Here is an 18,516-nt window from a genome sequence, read left to right as displayed (position 1 = left end):
CATGGCACAGAACGAGAATCTCGCCGCACTCGCGGCAGCGGGGGTCTCGGTGTGGCTCGACGATCTGTCCCGCGACCGCATCAAGTCCGGCAACCTGGCCGACCTGGTCGCGACCCGCAGCGTCGTCGGTGTCACCACCAACCCGTCCATCTTCCAGGCCGCGCTGAGCGTCGGACACGCCTACGACGCGCAGGTGAAAGACCTTGCGGCCCAGGGCGCCGACGCCGACGCGGCCATCCGCACCATCACCACCGACGATGTGCGCGCCGCCTGCGACGTGCTCGCCCCGGTGTTCGAGGCGAGCAACGGTGTCGACGGCCGCGTGTCGATCGAGGTCGACCCGCGCTTCGCCTTCGACGCCGACAAGACCGTCGCGCAAGCGGTGGAACTGTGGAAGATCGTCGACCGCAAGAATCTGTTCATCAAGATCCCGGCCACCGAGGCGGGCCTGCCCGCGATCACCTCGGTGATCGCCGAGGGCATCAGCGTGAACGTGACGCTGATCTTCTCGGTGCCGCGCTACCGCGCGGTGATGGGCGCCTACCTCGACGGTCTGCGGCAGGCCAAGGTGGCCGGACACGACCTGGCCAAGATCCACTCGGTGGCGTCGTTCTTCGTCTCCCGCGTGGACACCGAGATCGACAAGCGCCTGGACGCCATCGGCACCCCCGAGGCGCTGGCGCTGCGCGGCAAGGCCGGTGTCGCCAACGCGCGCCTGGCCTACGCCGAGTACCAGGACGTGTTCGACGGTGGGGCGCACACCTCCACCTACAACCACCTGGCCTCGCAGGGTGCCAACCGGCAGCGGCCGCTGTGGGCTTCCACCGGGGTGAAGAACCCGGACTACCCCGACACCCTGTACGTCACCGAGTTGGTCGGCCCGAACACGGTCAACACACTGCCGGAGAAGACGCTGCAGGCCTTCGCCGACCACGGCGAGGTGCGCGGGGACACGCTCAGCGGCAAGGCCGTCGAGGCCGCGCAGGTCTTCGGCGATCTGGAAGCCGCCGGTGTCGACCTGGCGGAGGTGTTCGAACTGCTCGAGCGCGAGGGTGTCGACAAGTTCGAGGCCTCCTGGGGCGAACTGATCGACGCCACCACCGAGGAACTGCGCACCGCGGCGGCAGGAGGCAACTGAACCGATGGCAGGCACAGCAACGACGGATCAGGCGGGGCTGTGGCACAACCCGCTGCGCGACGAACGTGACAAGCGGGTCCCCTTCATCGCGGGCCCGTGCTGCCTGGTGATCTTCGGTGTCACCGGAGACCTGTCCCGTAAGAAGCTGATGCCTGCCATCTACGACCTGGCGAACCAGGGGCTGTTGCCCCCTGGTTTCGCCCTGGTCGGCTTCGCCAGGCGCGACTACGACGACCAGGATTTCGCCGATGTCGTGCTCAGCGCGGTGAAGCAGCACGCGCGCACCCCGTTCCGTCCGGAGGTCTGGGACCGCCTGGCCGAGGGGTTGCGCTTCGTGCAGGGCAGTTTCGACGACGACACCGCCTTCGCCACTCTCGCCGCCACCCTGGCCGACCTCGACGAAACCCGGGGCACCGGCGGCAATTACGCCTTCTACCTGTCGATTCCACCGAACATGTTCCCGGTGGTTCTCGACCAGCTCTCCGAACACGACCTCGCCAAGGCCGCCCCGCGCCCCGAGGGGTACACGCCGTGGCGGCGCGTGGTGATCGAGAAGCCGTTCGGGCACGACCTAGCCAGCGCCAAGGAGCTCAACGCCCTGGTGAACCGGGTGTTCCCGGAGGAGCAGGTGTTCCGCATCGACCACTATCTCGGCAAGGAGACGGTGCAGAACATCCTGGCGCTGCGCTTCGCCAACGAGCTCTACGAGCCGATCTGGAACGCCAACTTCGTCGACAGCGTGCAGATCACCATGGCCGAGGACATCGGCCTGGGCGGGCGCGCGGGCTATTACGACGGCATCGGCGCGGCGCGCGACGTCATCCAGAACCACCTGCTGCAACTGCTGGCGCTCACCGCCATGGAGGAACCGACCTCCTTCGAACCGATGCAGCTCACCACCGAGAAGATCAAGGCACTGTCGGCGACGAAACTCGTCGAGCCCCTGGACGAGACGACCGCGCGCGGTCAGTACACCGAGGGCTGGCAGGGCAGCGAACACGTGATCGGCCTGCATCAGGAAGAGGGATTCGACCCGCAGTCGCGCACCGAGACCTACGCCGCGATCACCCTGCACGTGGAGAACCGCCGCTGGGCCGGGGTGCCGTTCTACCTGCGCACCGGAAAACGCCTCGGCCGCAGGGTCACCGAGATCGCGGTGGTGTTCAAGCGCGCGCCGCACCTGCCCTTCGACCAGACCATGACCGAGGAGCTCGGCCAGAACGCCCTGGTCATCCGGGTGCAGCCGGACGAGGGCATCACGCTGCGCTTCGGGTCCAAGGTGCCCGGCTCGGGGATGGAGGTGCGCGATGTGAACATGGACTTCAGCTACGGAGAGGCGTTCACCGAGTCCTCCCCCGAGGCGTACGAACGACTCATCCTCGACGTGCTGCTCGGGGTGCCGTCCCTGTTTCCCGTCAACGCGGAGGTCGAATTGTCCTGGCGCATCCTCGATCCGGTCATCGCGCACTGGGCGGCCGAGGGCAAACCCGAACCGTACGAGGCCGGTACCTGGGGTCCGGGGTCGGCCGACGAGATGCTCGCGCGCAGCGGACGCGAATGGCGGCGCCCGTGATCGTCGACATGCCCGACACGACCACCGTCGATGTCGCCAAGCGGATGGTGCAGTTGCGCGAGTCTAACGGTGTCATCACCCAGGGCCGGGTGCTCACCCTCGTGGTGTGCACGCTGGATTCGTCGGAGGCCGAGGACGCGATCGACGCCGCCAACGACGCCAGCCGCGAACACCCCTGCCGCGTGATCGTCCTCGCGCGCGGCGACCGTGACGCCGAGACCCGCCTCGACGCCCAGATCCGGGTGGGCGGCGACGCCGGTGCGGCCGAGGTGATCGTGCTGCGATTGCAGGGGCCGCTGGTGAATCACGAGAGCAGCGTGGTCACCCCGTTCCTGCTGCCCGACACGCCCGTGGTGGCGTGGTGGCCGCGTGGCGCGCCGGACTTCCCGTCGCAGGACTCGGTGGGCAAGCTGGCCAAGCGCCGCATCACCGACGCCACCTTCGCGCCCGACCCGCAGGCCGCGCTGGCCAAGCGACGCGCCTCCTACGCCTCGGGTGACACGGATCTGTCGTGGAGCCGCATCACCTACTGGCGGGCGCTGCTGGCCGCCGCGCTGGACGAACCGCCGTTCGAGCCGGTGCTGTCGGTGAGCGTGTCCGGGCTGGCCAGCGAGCCCGCGCTGGATACGCTGGCGGGGTGGTTGGCCGCGCGCCTGGACTGCCCGGTCGTCCGCCGGACCGGTGAGCTGCGGGTCGAGATCCGCCGCGCCACCGATTCGATCGCCATCGCTCGACCGCAATTGGGGAGGACGGCAACGCTGACCCGCACCGGTGCCCCCGACCAGCGAATCGCGCTGGCGCGCCGGGAAACTCGCGATTGCCTCGCCGAGGAGCTGCGTCGGCTCGACGCCGACGAGATCTACGCCGAGGCGCTCGCCGGAATCGAAAAGGTGACCTATGAGTGACCGCATCGACCTGCACGACGAGCTGGGCGAGGAATTCCCCGCCAACACCGTCGAGGTGCACGACGACAAGGAACTGCTCGCCGACGCCGCCGCGGAACGTTTCGTCGCCGTGATCGTCGCCGCCCAGGCCGAGCGCGGCAGCGCGTCGGTGTCGCTCACCGGCGGCAGCGACGGTATCCGCCTGCTGGAGAAGGTGCGACAGGCCCCCGGCGACATCGACTGGTCGAATCTGTACGTCTACTGGGGCGACGAACGTTTCGTCCCGGCGGGCGACCCGGACCGCAACGAACTGCAGGCGCGCGAGGCGCTGCTCGACTTCGTCGCGCTGGATCCGGCGAAGGTGTTCCCGATCGCGCCGTCGGACGGCGCCTATGGTTCGCCGGAGGCCGCCGCGGCCGCATACGCCCAGCTGCTCCACACCGAACTCGACGAGCGTGGCGACATCGACCTGACAGTGCTCGGCATGGGCCCCGAGGGGCACATCGACTCGATCTTCCCGCACTCCCCCGCCGTCCGCGAGCAGACGGATTACGTTGTGGCGGTTCACGACTGCCCCAAGCCGCCACCCACCCGCGTCTCGCTGACGCTGCCCGCCGTGCACCGCTCGCGGCACGTCATGCTGGTCGTCAGCGGTGAAGGCAAGGCCGCCGCCGTGGCCGCGGCGGTCAACGGCGCCTCCCCCGACGATGTCCCCTCCGCGGGCGCGGTCGGCATCGAGTCGACCACCTGGGTGATCGACGAGGCCGCGGCCACGGACCTGCTGGTCGACGTGGACGACGAAGACGAGTGACCATGCGCGCTGACGGTGCCGATGTGATCGGCACCGTCAGTCGCCGAAAGACGCCGTACCCGGCATCGACACCGGCACGGATTCACCGGCCGGTCAGCCGAGCACGACGCGCGGGTCGGGAAGATAACCGGCGGCCTTGTTGCGGACCGTGCTCCACAGCGCCAGCCCGATCATCGGGGTGTTCTGCGCGATCACCCGCTGGCGGCCGCTCAGGTCGACGACGGCCGGAACCACCACGGTGCCGAAGCTCATGGGCTTGTTCGTCACCGCACCGAATGCGGCCGGGTGCACCCGTTCGGACACCAGGGCGGCGACCGCACAGGCTCCGCCCTTCACCGCGAACGCACTCGGGCGGCGAATGGCGCGAGCGAACTCGTCCACCTGACGGGTGAATCCGGCGACGGTGGCCGGGGAGATCTCACCGACGTAGCCGACGCACACGGCCAATTCGATCGGGTTCAGGGCGCTCTTGATCACCGCCCCGATGCCGATGGTGGTGAATACCGGACCAACCCAGTTGCGACTCACCTGCAGACCGCCCATGGCCATGTGCTGGGCGACGGCGGCGAGGTACGCCCGGACGACAGGACTTTCCTCCGGCCCGGTCGGCAACGAAGGTTGCTGCGGCACACCATGATTCGCGCCAGGGTGAGACAGGGGAACACCATGCGGCGGTGCACCGTGCGGCCCGTTCGGCGGCTGTCCATAGTGCCCGGGCTGACCGGGGGCCGTCGGTTGCACCGGCTGACCGTATGGCCCCGCATGCGGCGGCTGGCCATAAGACCCCGGCTGCGGCGGCTGACCGGCGGCCGCTAATTGCTTGGGTTGACCGGGAGCCGCCGGTTGCGGCGGCTGAACACAGGGCCCCGGATGTGGCCGCTGACCGGGAGCTGCCGATTGCGCAGGCTGACCATATGGCCCCGGTTGTGGCGGTCCGCCGTTCGGTGTGCGCTGCGGCGGCACACCGAATCGACCGTGTTGCTGCGGATTCGGCGGCGGAAATGCTCCGTGGCCGATTTCTTCGAACCGGTCCACCGGCCCACCTGCAGTCATGCCCCCTCCTTCAACAAGTCCCGCACGGACCCTACCGCTTACGCGCGACCCTGTGTTCGTACCCGCCGCCGCTCACGCCGGAGACGCCAGGAGTCGATCGCGGTCGAACAAGCCCGCCCTGCGGTGTCCGATCGGGTGAGGGTCGGCCCTCGACGCGCGCTCCGCGGCGGACGAGTCGTTCGCGCGAGTCAACGATGGACGGGTGGTCGCGGCGATAGCATCGGGACTCTCGGCACGGCGGCGGGTCCGCGTCGGCTCGACTTCGGGCGAGGAGTGGCAATGGGCGAGGTGGGTGCGGGGTCGGTCGATCTGGACGCGGCGTTTCGCAGGGCGGTGGTCGGGCTCGAGGTGGCGGCGGTCGACGCCGGGATCGATGCCGCGTTCGGGCTGGAGCTGTTCGAATCGCAGGTCGCGAGTAGGCACCTCGACCTGGCGGCCCGGCGACTGGGGGCTGCTAGGCAGGGGTTCTACAGCATCGGGTCCTCGGGGCACGAGGGGAATGCGGCTGTGGCGGCGGCGTTGCGGGTGGACGATCCCGCGCTGCTGCACTACCGGTCCGGCGCGTTCTTCGTCCAGCGGTGCAAGCGGGTTCCGGGGCTCGATCCGATCAGGGATGTGCTGCTGGGGGTAGTCGCGGCGGCGAGCGATCCGATCTCCGGTGGGCGGCACAAGGTGTTCGGCAGCGCGGCCGCGTCCGTCATTCCCCAGACCTCGACCATCGCCTCGCACCTGCCCCGTGCGGTCGGCCTCGCCTTCGCATTGGAAAGAGCCGCGCGCCAGGGTGTGTCGTGCCCGTGGCCACGAGACGCGGTGGTGGTGTGCAGCTTCGGTGACGCCTCGGCGAACCACTCGACCGCGACCGGCGCGATCAACGCCGCCGTGCACGCCTCCCACCAGGGTGTGCCGATGCCCATCGTCTTCGTGTGCGAGGACAACGGGCTCGGTATCAGCGTCCCGACACCCCCGGACTGGATCGAACGCGCCTACGGCCCCCGCCCCGGCCTGACCTACCTCGCCGCCGACGGCTGCGACCTGCCCGATGTCCTCGGCGCCGCCGAGGACGCGGTGTACCTCGCTCGCACCTGGCGCGTTCCGGTCTTCCTGCACCTGCGCACGGTCCGGCTCGGCGGACACGCCGGTTCGGATATGGAAGCGGGCTACCGCGGCCCCGCCGAGATGGCCGCCGACCTGACCCGCGACCCGCTGCTCGGGACCGCCCGCTACCTCCTCGCCACCGGCGTCACCGACACCTCCGACCTGCTCGCCCGCTACGACCGCATCGGCGAACACGTGCGCGAGATCAGCGCCGAGGTGGTGCACGAGGCACGCCTGCCCTCGGCCACGGCCGTCACGGCCCCCCTCGCCCCCGTGCACCCGTCCGCCATCCGCGCGGACGTTCTGCGCACCACCGCATCGGCCCCCACAACGTCTGCGTTCGCCGCCACACCATCACCGACCGATGCCGACGCCGACGCACTCACGTCCGTCGAGGCCGAGTCGGCCGAGCCCATTCCCAGGACGCCCACCGCACTCGCTCGACCCACCGTCTCCGCTGAGCCATCGCCGCCCGATGTCGACTCGGCTCCGCTCGCCACGGGATCGGGCCCCGCCGAGTTCGCAAGCAGTGAGGCGCCGCCCACTGCACCGATGCGGAATGGAGTGCCACCAACCGAACCTGTCGGCAAGGGCTCAGCTGACAGCACCCCGATGACCCTCGCCCAGGCGATCAACCACACCCTGGGCGAACTTCTCGCCCGCGACCCCGACGTACTGGTCTTCGGTGAGGACGTGGGTCGCAAGGGCGGGGTGTACGGGGTGACGAAGGGTCTGCGGAAGCGTTTCGGGGCGCGTCGAGTCTTCGACACCTTGCTCGACGAGCAGGCCGTGCTCGGCACCGCACTCGGCACCGCGCTGGCCGGGTTCGTGCCCATTCCGGAAATCCAGTATCTGGCGTACGTGCACAACGCGGCCGATCAGATCCGGGGCGAAGCGGCGACGCTGCAGTTCTTCTCCAACGGGCAGTACCGCAATCCCCTGGTCGTTCGCATCGCGGGCCTCGCCTATCAGAAGGGATTCGGCGGGCACTTCCACAACGACAATTCTCTTGCCGCACTGCGGGATGTCCCCGGACTCGTGGTGGCGGTCCCGGCGCGCGCCGACGACGCCGCAGCCCTGCTGCGCACGTGTGTTTCGGCGGCGCGCGTGGACGGGCGGGTGTGCGTCTTCGTCGAGCCGATCGCGCTGTATCACACCCGAGACCTGTATCCCGGCGACGAAGCATGGCTCGCCTCGCCCAACGCCGAGCACGTAGCGATCGGCAGCGCCCGCGTCTACGGCGACGGCGCCGACCTCACCATCGTCACTTTCGGCAACGGCGTCCCGATGAGCCTGCGCGCCGCCGACCGCCTCGCCGCCCAGGCCGTGCACGCGCGCGTGCTGGATCTGCGGTGGTTGAATCCCCTGCCGGTCGAGGACCTGCTCGACCACGCGCGCGCCACGGGCCGGGTGCTGGTGGCCGACGAGACCCGCCGCAGCGGTGGCGTGTCGGAATCGATCTGTACCGCGCTCGTCGACGCCGGGTACCGTGGCGCCCTCGCCCGCGTCACCAGCGCCGACAGTTTCGTGCCGCTCGGACCCGCGGCCGACACCGTCCTACTCGGCGAAACGGACATCGACAAGGCGGCGCTGGCCCTGCTGCACTGAATCCTGTCCGCTTTGCGAGGAATTCGCCGAAACCCGTCGAGAAGTACGTGTTCGGCGCGGTTTGGCGACCGTGAGCCGGGTACACGCCGCACACACTCGTCTACTCGGAGGATTTCGTCATGAGGAAAGGGCTCACACGATTCGGCATCGCGACGGTGGCGGCAGCGGCGCTGGCCGCAGGTGCGGGGCAGGCCGCGGCCGCACCGGCGACGGTGTCGATCGACGGCAGCATGCAGGTACTCGGGTTGAACATCCTGCACGTCGACGCACAGGGACAGGGCGACGGTCCCGCCACCGGCACCTACGTCGCCACCGGGCAGATCGGGAACACGCCGTTACCGGTGCAGGTCACCGGACCGGTCACCTGCCTGCGGGTTCAGGGCAACACCGTGTCGCTGGTATACCCGATCACCACGGCCGAACCGGTGATGGTCTTCGCACCGGATTCGATGGCCATCCAGATCACCGTGCGCAAGGGCGAGAACGGTGCACCGAACATGATCGGCTACGGCCTGCCGATGCCGAGCAGCTCGTTCACCGACTGTCTGCCCGGCGCGACACCACTGATGTTCGACGGCACGATCGACATCAGCTGACCCCCGCTGTCGCCGAGGCGCGCGAACCGCCGCCTCGGCCCTCCGCCGGAAGACACACCCGCCGCCGAAACCGGGTCACGGGCGGGCGATGTGCCGTAGGTTTGCCGGGAACATTTCAGCGGTGCGGTGTCAACCCATGGAGGCGTGTTCACGGTGCGGTCGGATGTCGGGATCACCTGTCCACTGTCGCAAGCACAATGGAGCTGGTGGCTGGCCCAGCAATTGCACCCCGACGTCCCCGCGACGGTCGCGATGTATCTGGATCTGGCGGGCGAGGCCGACCTCGACCTGCTCGTCCGCTGCACCCGGCGGGCCGCCGCCGAACTCGAGTCCCCGCAGGTGCGGTTCACGCTCGTCGACGGTGTCCCACACCAATTCGTCGACCCCACAGCACCTTTCCCCTTCGACATCGTCGACCTGACCACTCTCCCCGACCCCGTCGCCGTGGCCCTCGACCACATGGAACGCGACCACAGCGCTCCGCTCGATCCCCTCTCCCCTCTCCTCACCGTCGCCTCCCTCTTCACCATCGCCCCTACCCGTCATCTCCTCTACCTGCGCAGCCACCACATCGTCCTCGACGGCGTGGGCGCCGCCGCCCTCCTCACCCGCACCGGCGACCTCTACCGCGCCGCATCCCCCGAACGACAGGTCAGCGCAAGCGCCTCGTCGATGCCACGCGCGACCGCACGACACGAACCGGAGCCGTCCGACGGAGCCGCCAAGCACACCACCGCGCAGCGTGGCAGGGCGGCCGAAGCCAGCCGGGGACCGCTGACCGTCGCGCAACTGCTGGACGAGGACCGCGCCTACCGGTCGTCGTCGCGCGCCGCATCGGACCGTGAGTATTGGCGGCAGCAGTTGACGGGCGTCGGTGAACCGGTGAGTTTGACGCGGCGGGTGGCAGCGCCCGCAACCCGACCACATCAGGTGAGCACCACCCTGGACGCCGGGGCCGTGCGGCTGCTCACGGAGGCGAAGGCACGGCACGGGGCCACGTTCCCCGAGCTGGTCATCGCCGCTTTCGGTTGCTATCTGGCGCGGATGACAGGCAGCGCCGAGGTGACTCTCACCATCCCGGTCACCGCGCGACCGACCGCCGTGCTGCGTCGTTCGGCGGGTTCGATGTCGAATGTGGTTCCGCTGCGGCTGTCCGGATTGGACGACATCACCGTCGGCGCTGTCATCGCACAGGTGCGGGCGGCGGTGATCGGGGCGTTGCGTCATCAACGGCATCGGCACGAGGACATCCGCGCCGACCATCCCACCCTGCGGGAGGGGTTCGGCCCGGTGGTCAACACCCTCGCCTTCACCGAGCCCTTACACCTGGGCCCCCTGTCGGGTCAGGTGCGCTTGCTCGCCCTGGGTCCGGTCACGGATCTGCATGTCAACGGCGTCCAGATCGGCCCGGACGAGGTCTCCATCGACTTCCAGGCCAACCCCGCCCGCTATTCCCACGACGCTGTCCTCACCCACCACCACACGTTCCTCACCTACTTCACGCACTTCCTCACCGCCCACCCGCACGACCCCATCACGATCGACGACCCGGCCGCCGATTCCGCCATGCGGTCACCGAACCGGGTGTTCCCCAAGGCAATACGCCCGAACACACCGACCCGAACCCTGCCCGAGCTCCTGCGCTCGGCGCTCTCGACAACCGACAACCCGGCGGCGGCACCCGTTCGGCAGCGCCTCGGCCCCGGCCCTGCCACAACCGACAGGTCGTCGTCGGACCGAGCGCCCCGGTCACCCCACGCCCCACCTGAGCCGACCCGGCGGTCGCGGGACACAGCGGGTGACAGAGCAACCCGCGAGGCGGCGTATTCCTCAGTGGCACTGCAAGATCGGGACCGTACCCTCACCTACTCGGAGCTGGACGAGAACTCGTCGCGGTGGGCTCGGGCACTCCTCGCGCGCGGCGTCGGCCCCGGGACATTCGTCGTCGTCGCGATTCCGCGTTCGCTGGAATCGGTGGTGGCGTTGTGGGCGGTGGCGAAGACCGGAGCCTGCTTCGTCCCCGTCGATCCGGACGAACCCGCGAACCGGTTGTCCACGGTCGTCGCGCGCTGTGGGGCGCCGGTCGGGGTGACGGTTTCGTGGGTGAGCGTCGGCTGCGATGCGATCACGTGGCTCGCCATCGACGACCCGGCCGAGGCGAACCGCTACTCGGGCACCCCGGTCGGTGACCACGATCGCCCTCGCCCGCTGCTGCCGGGCGATCCGGCGTACGTGATCCACACCTCGGGCACCACCGGCACACCCAAAGGGGTCGTCGTCGCCCACCACGCACTGGGCTACCTTACCGACTACTTGTTGAAACAGTATGGGCTGGACCGTGATTCGGTTCTTCTGCACTCCCACAGCGCCACCTACGACGCGCACCTGCTCGAGCTGCTGGCCGGTTTCGCGGCAGGCGCCCGGGTGGTCGTCGCCCCGCCGACGGTCGTGGCCGGTCAGGAGATGGCCGAGCTGATCCGCACCACCGGCTGCACCGTCTTCCAGACCGCGCCTGCCGTGCTCGCCACGCTGTCACCCCAGCAGCTTCCGGCCGTCGAGGTCGTCGCGATCGGCGGCGAGGTGTGCCCGGCGGCGCTGATGGCCGAGTGGGCGCCTCAGGTGCGGTTGTTCAACGGGTACGGACCGACCGAGACCACCATCATGGTGACCGAGACGGATGCCATGCGCCCCGGGGGCGCTGTGACGGTCGGCCAGCCCCTGCCGGGCGTGTCCACGTGGGTCCTCGATACGCGCCTGCGGCAGACCCCGGTCACCGCGCGGGGTGAGCTCTACGTGGGCGGCGCATGCGTCGCCGACGGGTATCTGAACGACCCGGCCGCCACCGCGTCACGCTTCGTCGCAGACCCGTTCGGTGACGGCTCCCGCCTGTACCGCACCGGCGATCTGGTCTGTGCGCGTCCCGACGGGGAGTTCGAGTTCTTCGGCAGGCTGGACGCCCAGCTCGAGGTCAACGGCAGGCGTATCGAACCCGCGGAGATCGAGGCGGTGCTGCTCTCCGAACCCGAGATCGCCTACGCCGTGGTCACCGCGGCCGATGCGGGCACACCGGGCGCGCGTCTGATCGGCTACGTGGTTCCCGTACCGGGAAAGCACGTCGACGCCGCCGCCGTCCTGGCCCGGTCGCGTGCCGCGCTGCCACAAGCCCTCGTCCCGAGCATGCTGATAGAAATCGACCGACTTCCCTTGGGCGGCAACGGGAAAGTCGTGCGCTCCGACCTGCCCGCACCGACGATCACCGCGAACCCCACCCGCCCACCGACCACCGAGCTCCAACGCCTGATCGCCGACCGCATCACCACAACGCTCGGCACCCCCGTCGGCCTCGACGACGACTTCTTCGAACTGGGCGGCAATTCCCTTCTCGGCGTGCTCGTCTCGTCCGACATCGCCGCCGCGACCGGCGTCCCCGTCACCGTGCGCTGGCTCTACACCGCACCGACGGTGGCGGCGCTGGCCGAACGCATCGCCACCTTCGACGGCCACAGCGACGACGACGCACTCGGCACAGTTCTCGTCCTGCGCCGCAAGGGTTCTCGCCCACCCCTGTTCTGCGTGCACTCGGCGGTGCCGCTGGCCTGGTGCTACGCGGGCCTGACCGGTTACCTCCCCGACCGCCCCGTCTACGGCCTGCAAGCCACCGAACTCACGGGCACCCCGACCATCGACGACCTGGTCGAGCACTACCTCGCGGCAGTCCTCGAACGACAACCCCGTGGCCCGTACCACCTGCTCGGCTGGTCGCTCGGCGGCCAGATCGCCCATGCCCTCGCCGTCCGCCTGCGCGATACCGGCGCCCGGGTCGGTGTGCTGACCATGCTCGACAGCGTCGTCTTCACCCCGGAGGAACCACCGACACCGCGCATGCGCGACCTGCTGACCCACCTGCTCGGTGACGAACCCGAGGACGCCGACGCCGCCCCGGAGGTCACCGCCGCCGAGGCGGCCGCGATCCTCGCGAGCACGAAAACCTCGTTCGGCACCGGGCTTTCGGCCAGTCAGCTCGAACGCCTGCACCGGGGCTACATCGCGGGCGTGCGGTTGTCACACACCTACCGCCCCGCCCGATTCGACGGTGATCTGCTGTACTTCTCGGCGACGCGCGGCATCACGGCGATGTTCGACGGCGACATGTGGCAACCGTTCCTCACCGGCGAGGTGATCGAGCATCCGGTCGAGGCCACCCACGCCCAGCTCACCAACACCTCGGTCTTCGCCCATATCGGTCCATTGCTCGCCCACCACCTCGACCGGGTGGAAGAACCTTCCGAACCTGCGCTCGCGACTACCGCAGCCGAGGAACCGTGGTGATCACCATCCCGAAAACCGGTACCACACACCGTCATACGGCCGGTAGGTCTCGTCGTACTCCCCCGTCGGCTCGGGTGCACCGCCGGGCAGGTAGGCGTAGCCGACACTGCCGATGAAGCCACCGGGTGTCCGGAAGAGGCATCCGCCGTCTTCCTGGTGAACCTCGGTGACGGTGAACAGTCCGATGCGCTGGTCGGTGGTGGACGGCTCGCATGTCTGCGCGGCCCGTTCGAAATCGGGTTTGGACAGCGACCAACCGAATCGCTGCGCGGCGCCTGTCCCGCCGAGCACAGCGGTGAGCACCACGATCAACGGTGCGACCACGGTCAGCCAGGAACCACGGAACGCCACCAGCCCGACGATCCCGAAGGCGAACCACAGCACACCGACCGCGCCGAGCACCACGAAGGCGACCAGCAGACGTTCGATCGGCCCATCGACCGTGTTCTGCCAGAGCAGGGCACAACAGCTCAGTGCGGTCGCGACCGCGATGCAGCACATGACAACGGTCCACCAGGTCGGCACCGACCGACGTGACCGCACGACTCCCCCAGAGTTCATGTCCGTCACCGTACGTGACGGGTCACCGCAGGGGAATCAGGAGAACTTGATCTCCAGGCCGATGCCGAGGATCGCGATCAGCCAGACGATGCCGACGAAGATGGTGACGCGGTCGAGGTTCTTCTCCACGACGGTGGAACCCGACAGGCTCGACTGCACGCCGCCGCCGAAGAGGCTGGACAGGCCGCCGCCCTTGGCGCGGTGCAGCAGCACCAGCAGCACCAACAGCACGCTGGTGATCACAAGGAGGATATCGAGGAACAGCGACATGGCGACCATCCTAGGTGCTGGGCGGGCGCCCGGTCTAACCAGGCTCGACCGCGACCAGATGCGAGACGGTCTCGGCCCCCGCCGCGTAGTGCGCCACGGCCTGTTCGATCTCCCGATCGCGCGCGGTGAGCCGAACCTGATGCTGATGCATGTGCTCGGCCCACGAGCGCACGACGAACGCCTCGACGAACCGGTCGACGGTCCCCACATCGCGGTACAGCCGCCACTCCATCGCCCCGGTGCGCTGCCGCGACCGCCCGACCAGCGCCATCGCGTCGGTGAAGGCCGGTATGTCCTCGGGCGGCACATCGTAACCGCGCAACACGAGCACGGGCCCGTCGGCCGGATCGGGTTCGACGACGAGTTGCGGTTCGGGCCAGTACGCCGCCGGTGAGAGGTCGATCTCCTCGACGTTGTGCCGGATCGGCCACCACAGGGTGCTCACCGCGCACGCCCCGAGCAGCACCGCCGCGATGAGCAACGCGGTGACGGCGCCGTAGGCCCCGGCGACCAGGCCCCACAGCAGCGAGCCGATGGCCTGCCCGCCCATGAACACCAGCATGTACACCGACAGCCCACGTGCCCGCACCCACGCGGGCAGCAACAACTGCATGGTCGAGTTCAGAGTCGACATGGCGAGCAACCAGGCCAGCCCGGCGCCGACGAGCAGCACGAGCACCAGCACGACGTTGTGCACCAGCGCGGTCGCCACCGCACCGAGCCCGAACAGCACTGCCGCCAACGCCAACCGCTGGGTCGGCGTGAAGAGCACCCGCAGCCGCGACAGCCCGAGCGCACCGCACACCGCGCCGAGCCCGAGCGCACCGAGCAGCAGGCCGTAGCCGTCCGAGGCCAGCCCGAGCCGGTCGTGCGCGATCACCGGCAGCAACGACCACACCGCGCTGGCGGGCGCGATGAACAGAATGGAGCGGAACAACACCCGCCGGATGGCGGGCGCGGCCCGGATGAACCGCGTGCCCGCCTGCAACGCGGCCAGCGGGCGTTCGCTCGGCAACGTACGCACCCGGACCGGCCACTTCGACACCAGCAGCACCGCGACGATGCCGACGAACGACAGCGTGTTGAACCCGAACACCACGGTCGGACCGGCCACCGACACCAGCACACCGGCCACGGCGGGCCCGACCGCGCGCCCGATGTTCACACTCATACTGCCCAGCGCCGCCACCGAGGTGATCTGATCGCGCGGCACGAGTTCGGGTTGGATCGCCTGCCAGGCGGGTGCGGTGAGCGCCTGCCCACAGCCGAGCAGGAACAACAGGGTGAGCAGCACCGCGGGCGTGGTGTGGCCGGTCGCGGTGAAGATCGTCAACGTCAGCGAGGCCAGCGCCATGCCTGCCTGCGCACCGAGCAGCAACCGGCGCCGATCGAGCAGATCGGCCAGCACCCCGGAGGGAATGGACAGCAACATCACCGGCAGTGTGATCGCGGTCTGCACGAAGGAGACGAGCACCGCGGCATTCGGCTGATCGACGAGAATCCACTGCGCCCCGACAGTCTGCATCCAGGTACCCAGATTCGACACGAGCTGCGCGATCCACAACGCCCGGAACACCGGCGACCGCAGCGGAGCCCAGGTCGACACCCGCTCACCCGCCACACCCGTCACATTCCCGAGCATATCCCCGCCCACCGCCCGTGGCCCCACGCTCACCACGCGGTGGCGGCATCGACCGCCACCAGCGCATGGTGAGCGTGATCGACAGCCGACGGGCGGACGTACGATGGGCCGATGCCGGGATTCCCGCTCCGCCTCGCCGCCCTGTGTGCGCTCGCCGTCGCGGCGAGTGCCTGTTCGTCCGGTGACTCGGGCGACCAGCCGCCGAAGCCGACGCCGATGGGGCACACCTATCTGTCGACGCGGGTGGAAGGCGGGGCGATCCCCGGCGGCGGTCCGATGACGCTCACCTTCGACGACGGCCGGATCACCGCGAACTCCGGGTGCAACACCAGCGGCGGCGCCGTCGACCTGAGCGACAATGTGCTGCGCGTCTCCCGCCTCGCGGGCACCCTGATGGGTTGCCCCGGCGAACGCGGTCAGGCCGACGCGTGGCAGACCACCTTCCTCGAGGCGGGCCCCACCTGGCGGCTCGACGGCGACGACCTGACCCTCACCGGCGCGGACGTCACCGTCCACCTCACGGACAAGAAAATCGTCACCCCGGACAGATCGCTGACCGGAACCACCTGGATCGCGACGACCCTGATCACCCCGGACGCGAAGATCCGCTCGGCCGCGCTCGACGAGGCGAAACCCACCCTGACGATCTCCGACGACGGCACGGTCAGCGGCACCACCGGCTGCAATCGCCTGACCGGCACCGCACAACTCGGCCCGGGCGGCCAGGTGAGCTTCGATGTCGCCACGACGAAGATGATGTGCGCTCCGGAGGTGATGGACGTCGAACGGCACGTCCTCGGCGTTCTCGACGGTCACACCGACTCCACCATCGATGCCGACACCCTCACCCTGCGCAACACCGACGGCACCGGCCTGGAACTGCGCGCCCAGCAATAACCGAAAGGGCCGGAACCCGTTTCCACGGATTCCGGCCCCTCGGCACAGTACGGATCAGGGCAGCGGACCACCGGCGGCGATCGCGGACAGGGTGGCGAACTCGTCACCCTTGAGCGAGGCACCGCCGACGAGCGCGCCGTCGATATCCGGCTGACCGATCAGTTCGCCGATGTTCTTGGCGTTCACCGACCCGCCGTAGAGCACGCGGACACCGGCGGCGACCTCCGGGGAGGCCAGCTTCTCCAGCTCGCCACGGATCGCGCCGCACACTTCCTGCGCGTCGGCCGCCGAGGCGACCTTGCCGGTACCGATGGCCCACACCGGTTCGTAGGCGATGACGACCTTCGAGATCTCCTCGGCCGACAGGCCCTTCAGCGAACCACGCAGCTGCTCGAGGTTGAACTCGACATGCGTGCCCGCCTCGCGAACGCCCAGCCCCTCACCGATGCACACGATGGGGGTGATGTCGTTCTTCAGCGCCTGCTTGGCCTTGGCCAGCACCGTGGCGTCGTCCTCGTGGTGGTACTGACGACGCTCCGAGTGCCCGACCACCACGAAGGCGCAGCCGAGCTTGGCCAGCATCGACCCGCTGATCTCACCGGTGTAGGCACCCGAGTCGTGCACCGACACGTCCTGCGCACCGTAGGTGAGCAGCAGCTTGTCACCGTCGACGATCGACTGCACGCTGCGGATGTCGGTGAACGGCGGGATGACCGCCACGTCGACCTTCGCGAAGTACTTCTCCGGCAGCGCGAACGCCACCTTCTGCACCAGGGCGATGGCCTCGAGGTGGTTGAGGTTCATCTTCCAGTTGCCCGCGATGAGCGGCTTACGTGCCATGCCTCAGCCCTCCAGCACCGAAATACCGGGCAGCTCTTTGCCCTCCAGGTATTCCAGGGACGCGCCACCACCGGTGGAGATGTGCGAGAAGCCGTCGTCGGGCAGGCCGAGGGTGCGCACGGCAGCCGCCGAGTCACCGCCGCCGACGACCGTGAACGCACCCTTGCCGGTGGCGGTCACGATGGCTTCGGCGACGCCGCGGGTGCCCGCGGCGAACTTCTCGAACTCGAACACACCCATCGGGCCGTTCCAGAACACGGTCTTGGCCTCGGTGAGCAGCGCGGCGAACCGTGACACCGACTCCGGGCCGATGTCCAGGCCCATCCAACCGTCGGGGATCTCGGTCGACGCGACGGTCTTGCTGTCGGCGTCGGGGGCGAACTTGTCGGCCGCGACGATGTCGACCGGCAGGTGCAGCACGTCACCGAAGCGCTCGAGCAGGCTCTTGCAGGTGTCGATCATCTCTTCCTGCAGCAGCGAGCTGCCGACCGAAATGCCCTGTGCGGCAAGGAAGGTGAAGCACATACCGCCGCCGATCACCAGGGTGTCGACCTTGGGGGCCAGCGCCTCGATCACCGCGAGCTTGTCGGAGACCTTCGACCCACCGAGCACCACGGCATAGGGACGCGCCGGGTCCTGGGTGAGCTTCTGCAGCACCTCGACCTCGGCCGCGACCAGCGTGCCCGCGTAGTGCGGCAACACCTGGGCCACGTCGTAGACTGAGGCCTGCTTGCGGTGCACCACACCGAAACCGTCGGACACGAACGCGCCGTCGTCGCCGACCAGCTCCACGTAGGCGGCGGCCAGCTTGGCCCGCTCGGCGTCGTCCTTGCTGGTCTCGCGCGCGTCGAAACGCACGTTCTCGAGCAGCAGCACGTCGCCGTCGGTGAGGCCCTCCGAGCGCGAGAGGGCGTCGTAGCCGACCACGTCACCGGCCAGCTGGACATTGCGGCCCAGCAGTTCGGCCAGCTTCGCGGCCACGGGGGCCAGCGAGAACTTCGGGTCCGGCTCGCCCTTCGGACGGCCAAGGTGCGCCATCACGACGACCTTCGCGCCCGCTTCGACCAGCGCCTGGATCGTCGGCACCGAGGCGATGATGCGGCCCGGATCGGTGATCCGGCCGTTGTCGTCGAGGGGGACGTTCAGGTCGGAGCGCACGAGTACGCCCCGACCCTCGACACCCTCGGCCAGGAGATCCTGGAGTGTCTTGACCGTCATC

The 18,516-nt window shown here is 69.2% G+C and carries 14 protein-coding genes; 8 read left to right on the top strand and 6 right to left on the bottom strand.

Annotated features, from left to right (window positions below; translation table 11 throughout):
• Position 1 precedes the first annotated feature (1 nt).
• From tal to pgl, 4 genes are read left to right on the top strand one after another with little or no spacing between them, the layout of a single operon-like run.
• The gene (gene tal, locus NC7_RS09195) at positions 2-1,138 is read left to right on the top strand and encodes a transaldolase (protein ID WP_067981076.1); all 1,137 of its coding nucleotides are present in this window, start codon (positions 2-4) and stop codon (positions 1,136-1,138) included.
• A 4-nt stretch (positions 1,139-1,142) separates the two neighbouring features.
• Positions 1,143-2,711 carry a glucose-6-phosphate dehydrogenase gene (gene zwf, locus NC7_RS09190; protein WP_067981075.1) on the top strand — a complete coding sequence of 523 codons (1,569 nt, stop codon included), beginning with the start codon at positions 1,143-1,145 and terminating at the stop codon, positions 2,709-2,711.
• Complete coding sequence (gene opcA / locus NC7_RS09185) at positions 2,708-3,616, top strand: glucose-6-phosphate dehydrogenase assembly protein OpcA (RefSeq protein WP_174550216.1); 909 nt, start codon at positions 2,708-2,710, stop codon at positions 3,614-3,616. The genes zwf and opcA overlap by 4 nt, the downstream gene beginning before the upstream one ends.
• A complete protein-coding gene (gene pgl / locus NC7_RS09180; RefSeq protein WP_084458221.1) occupies positions 3,609-4,406 on the top strand; it encodes a 6-phosphogluconolactonase in 798 nt (265 codons plus the stop codon). The genes opcA and pgl overlap by 8 nt, the downstream gene beginning before the upstream one ends.
• Before the next feature lie 93 nt (positions 4,407-4,499).
• Here pgl and NC7_RS09175 read toward each other — a convergent pair whose 3' ends face one another.
• Entirely contained in the window at positions 4,500-5,036 is a 537-nt protein-coding gene (locus NC7_RS09175) for a hypothetical protein (RefSeq protein WP_157101902.1), read from the bottom strand.
• A gap of 702 nt (positions 5,037-5,738) precedes the next feature.
• Between NC7_RS09175 and NC7_RS09165 the strand changes: the two genes are divergently transcribed.
• The 3 genes from NC7_RS09165 to NC7_RS09155 all read left to right on the top strand — a co-directional run bounded on the left by NC7_RS09165 (position 5,739) and on the right by NC7_RS09155 (position 13,087).
• Positions 5,739-8,162, top strand: coding sequence for a transketolase C-terminal domain-containing protein (locus tag NC7_RS09165; protein WP_067981071.1), 2,424 nt, complete (start codon positions 5,739-5,741; stop codon positions 8,160-8,162).
• A gap of 119 nt (positions 8,163-8,281) precedes the next feature.
• Positions 8,282-8,758 (top strand): hypothetical protein, encoded by a 477-nt coding sequence (locus NC7_RS09160; protein WP_236573342.1) that lies wholly within the window; start codon positions 8,282-8,284, stop codon positions 8,756-8,758.
• Positions 8,759-8,902: 144 nt separating this feature from the next.
• Entirely contained in the window at positions 8,903-13,087 is a 4,185-nt protein-coding gene (locus NC7_RS09155) for a non-ribosomal peptide synthetase (RefSeq protein ID WP_067981070.1), read from the top strand.
• On the opposite strand, the gene NC7_RS09150 is transcribed toward NC7_RS09155, so the two are convergent.
• Genes NC7_RS09150 through NC7_RS09140 form a run of 3 tightly spaced genes read right to left on the bottom strand, consistent with a single transcriptional unit; the run spans position 13,088 to position 15,560 of the window.
• Positions 13,088-13,648: a hypothetical protein gene (locus tag NC7_RS09150; protein ID WP_157101901.1), complete on the bottom strand. Its 561-nt coding sequence runs from the start codon at positions 13,646-13,648 to the stop codon at positions 13,088-13,090.
• A 36-nt stretch (positions 13,649-13,684) separates the two neighbouring features.
• The gene (secG, locus tag NC7_RS09145) at positions 13,685-13,918 is read right to left on the bottom strand and encodes a preprotein translocase subunit SecG (RefSeq protein WP_067493884.1); all 234 of its coding nucleotides are present in this window, start codon (positions 13,916-13,918) and stop codon (positions 13,685-13,687) included.
• A 34-nt stretch (positions 13,919-13,952) separates the two neighbouring features.
• Complete coding sequence (locus NC7_RS09140; protein WP_067981313.1) at positions 13,953-15,560, bottom strand: MFS transporter; 1,608 nt, start codon at positions 15,558-15,560, stop codon at positions 13,953-13,955.
• A 111-nt stretch (positions 15,561-15,671) separates the two neighbouring features.
• Here NC7_RS09140 and NC7_RS09135 point away from each other — a divergent pair, with 111 nt between their 5' ends.
• Entirely contained in the window at positions 15,672-16,457 is a 786-nt protein-coding gene (locus tag NC7_RS09135) for an META domain-containing protein (protein WP_067981068.1), read from the top strand.
• Positions 16,458-16,511: 54 nt separating this feature from the next.
• Here NC7_RS09135 and tpiA read toward each other — a convergent pair whose 3' ends face one another.
• Together tpiA and NC7_RS09125 are read right to left on the bottom strand one after the other, a co-directional pair.
• The gene (gene tpiA, locus NC7_RS09130; protein WP_067981067.1) at positions 16,512-17,297 is read right to left on the bottom strand and encodes a triose-phosphate isomerase; all 786 of its coding nucleotides are present in this window, start codon (positions 17,295-17,297) and stop codon (positions 16,512-16,514) included.
• Between the two features lie 3 nt (positions 17,298-17,300).
• The gene (locus tag NC7_RS09125; protein ID WP_067981066.1) at positions 17,301-18,515 is read right to left on the bottom strand and encodes a phosphoglycerate kinase; all 1,215 of its coding nucleotides are present in this window, start codon (positions 18,513-18,515) and stop codon (positions 17,301-17,303) included.
• Position 18,516 lies beyond the last annotated feature (1 nt).

It is taken from the genome of Nocardia caishijiensis NBRC 108228 (assembly GCF_001612825.1).
Taxonomy (GTDB): domain Bacteria; phylum Actinomycetota; class Actinomycetes; order Mycobacteriales; family Mycobacteriaceae; genus Nocardia; species Nocardia caishijiensis.
Note: the sequence above shows the minus strand (reverse complement) of the source record. Positions and strands in the feature narration are given on the sequence as shown.

Excerpts from the sequence above, each read along its gene's own strand:
- NC7_RS09165 (WP_067981071.1), top strand. The coding sequence starts at position 5,739 with ATGGGCGAGGTGGGTGCGGGGTCGGTCGATCTGGACGCGGCGTTTCGC.
- tal (WP_067981076.1), top strand. The coding sequence starts at position 2 with ATGGCACAGAACGAGAATCTCGCCGCACTCGCGGCAGCGGGGGTCTCG.
- secG (WP_067493884.1), bottom strand. The coding sequence starts at position 13,918 with ATGTCGCTGTTCCTCGATATCCTCCTTGTGATCACCAGCGTGCTGTTG.
- NC7_RS09135 (WP_067981068.1), top strand. The coding sequence starts at position 15,672 with ATGCCGGGATTCCCGCTCCGCCTCGCCGCCCTGTGTGCGCTCGCCGTC.
- NC7_RS09150 (WP_157101901.1), bottom strand. The coding sequence starts at position 13,648 with ATGAACTCTGGGGGAGTCGTGCGGTCACGTCGGTCGGTGCCGACCTGG.
- NC7_RS09140 (WP_067981313.1), bottom strand. The coding sequence starts at position 15,560 with ATGCTCGGGAATGTGACGGGTGTGGCGGGTGAGCGGGTGTCGACCTGG.
- tpiA (WP_067981067.1), bottom strand. The coding sequence starts at position 17,297 with ATGGCACGTAAGCCGCTCATCGCGGGCAACTGGAAGATGAACCTCAAC.
- NC7_RS09160 (WP_236573342.1), top strand. The coding sequence starts at position 8,282 with ATGAGGAAAGGGCTCACACGATTCGGCATCGCGACGGTGGCGGCAGCG.
- NC7_RS09125 (WP_067981066.1), bottom strand. The coding sequence starts at position 18,515 with ATGACGGTCAAGACACTCCAGGATCTCCTGGCCGAGGGTGTCGAGGGT.
- pgl (WP_084458221.1), top strand. The coding sequence starts at position 3,609 with ATGAGTGACCGCATCGACCTGCACGACGAGCTGGGCGAGGAATTCCCC.
- zwf (WP_067981075.1), top strand. The coding sequence starts at position 1,143 with ATGGCAGGCACAGCAACGACGGATCAGGCGGGGCTGTGGCACAACCCG.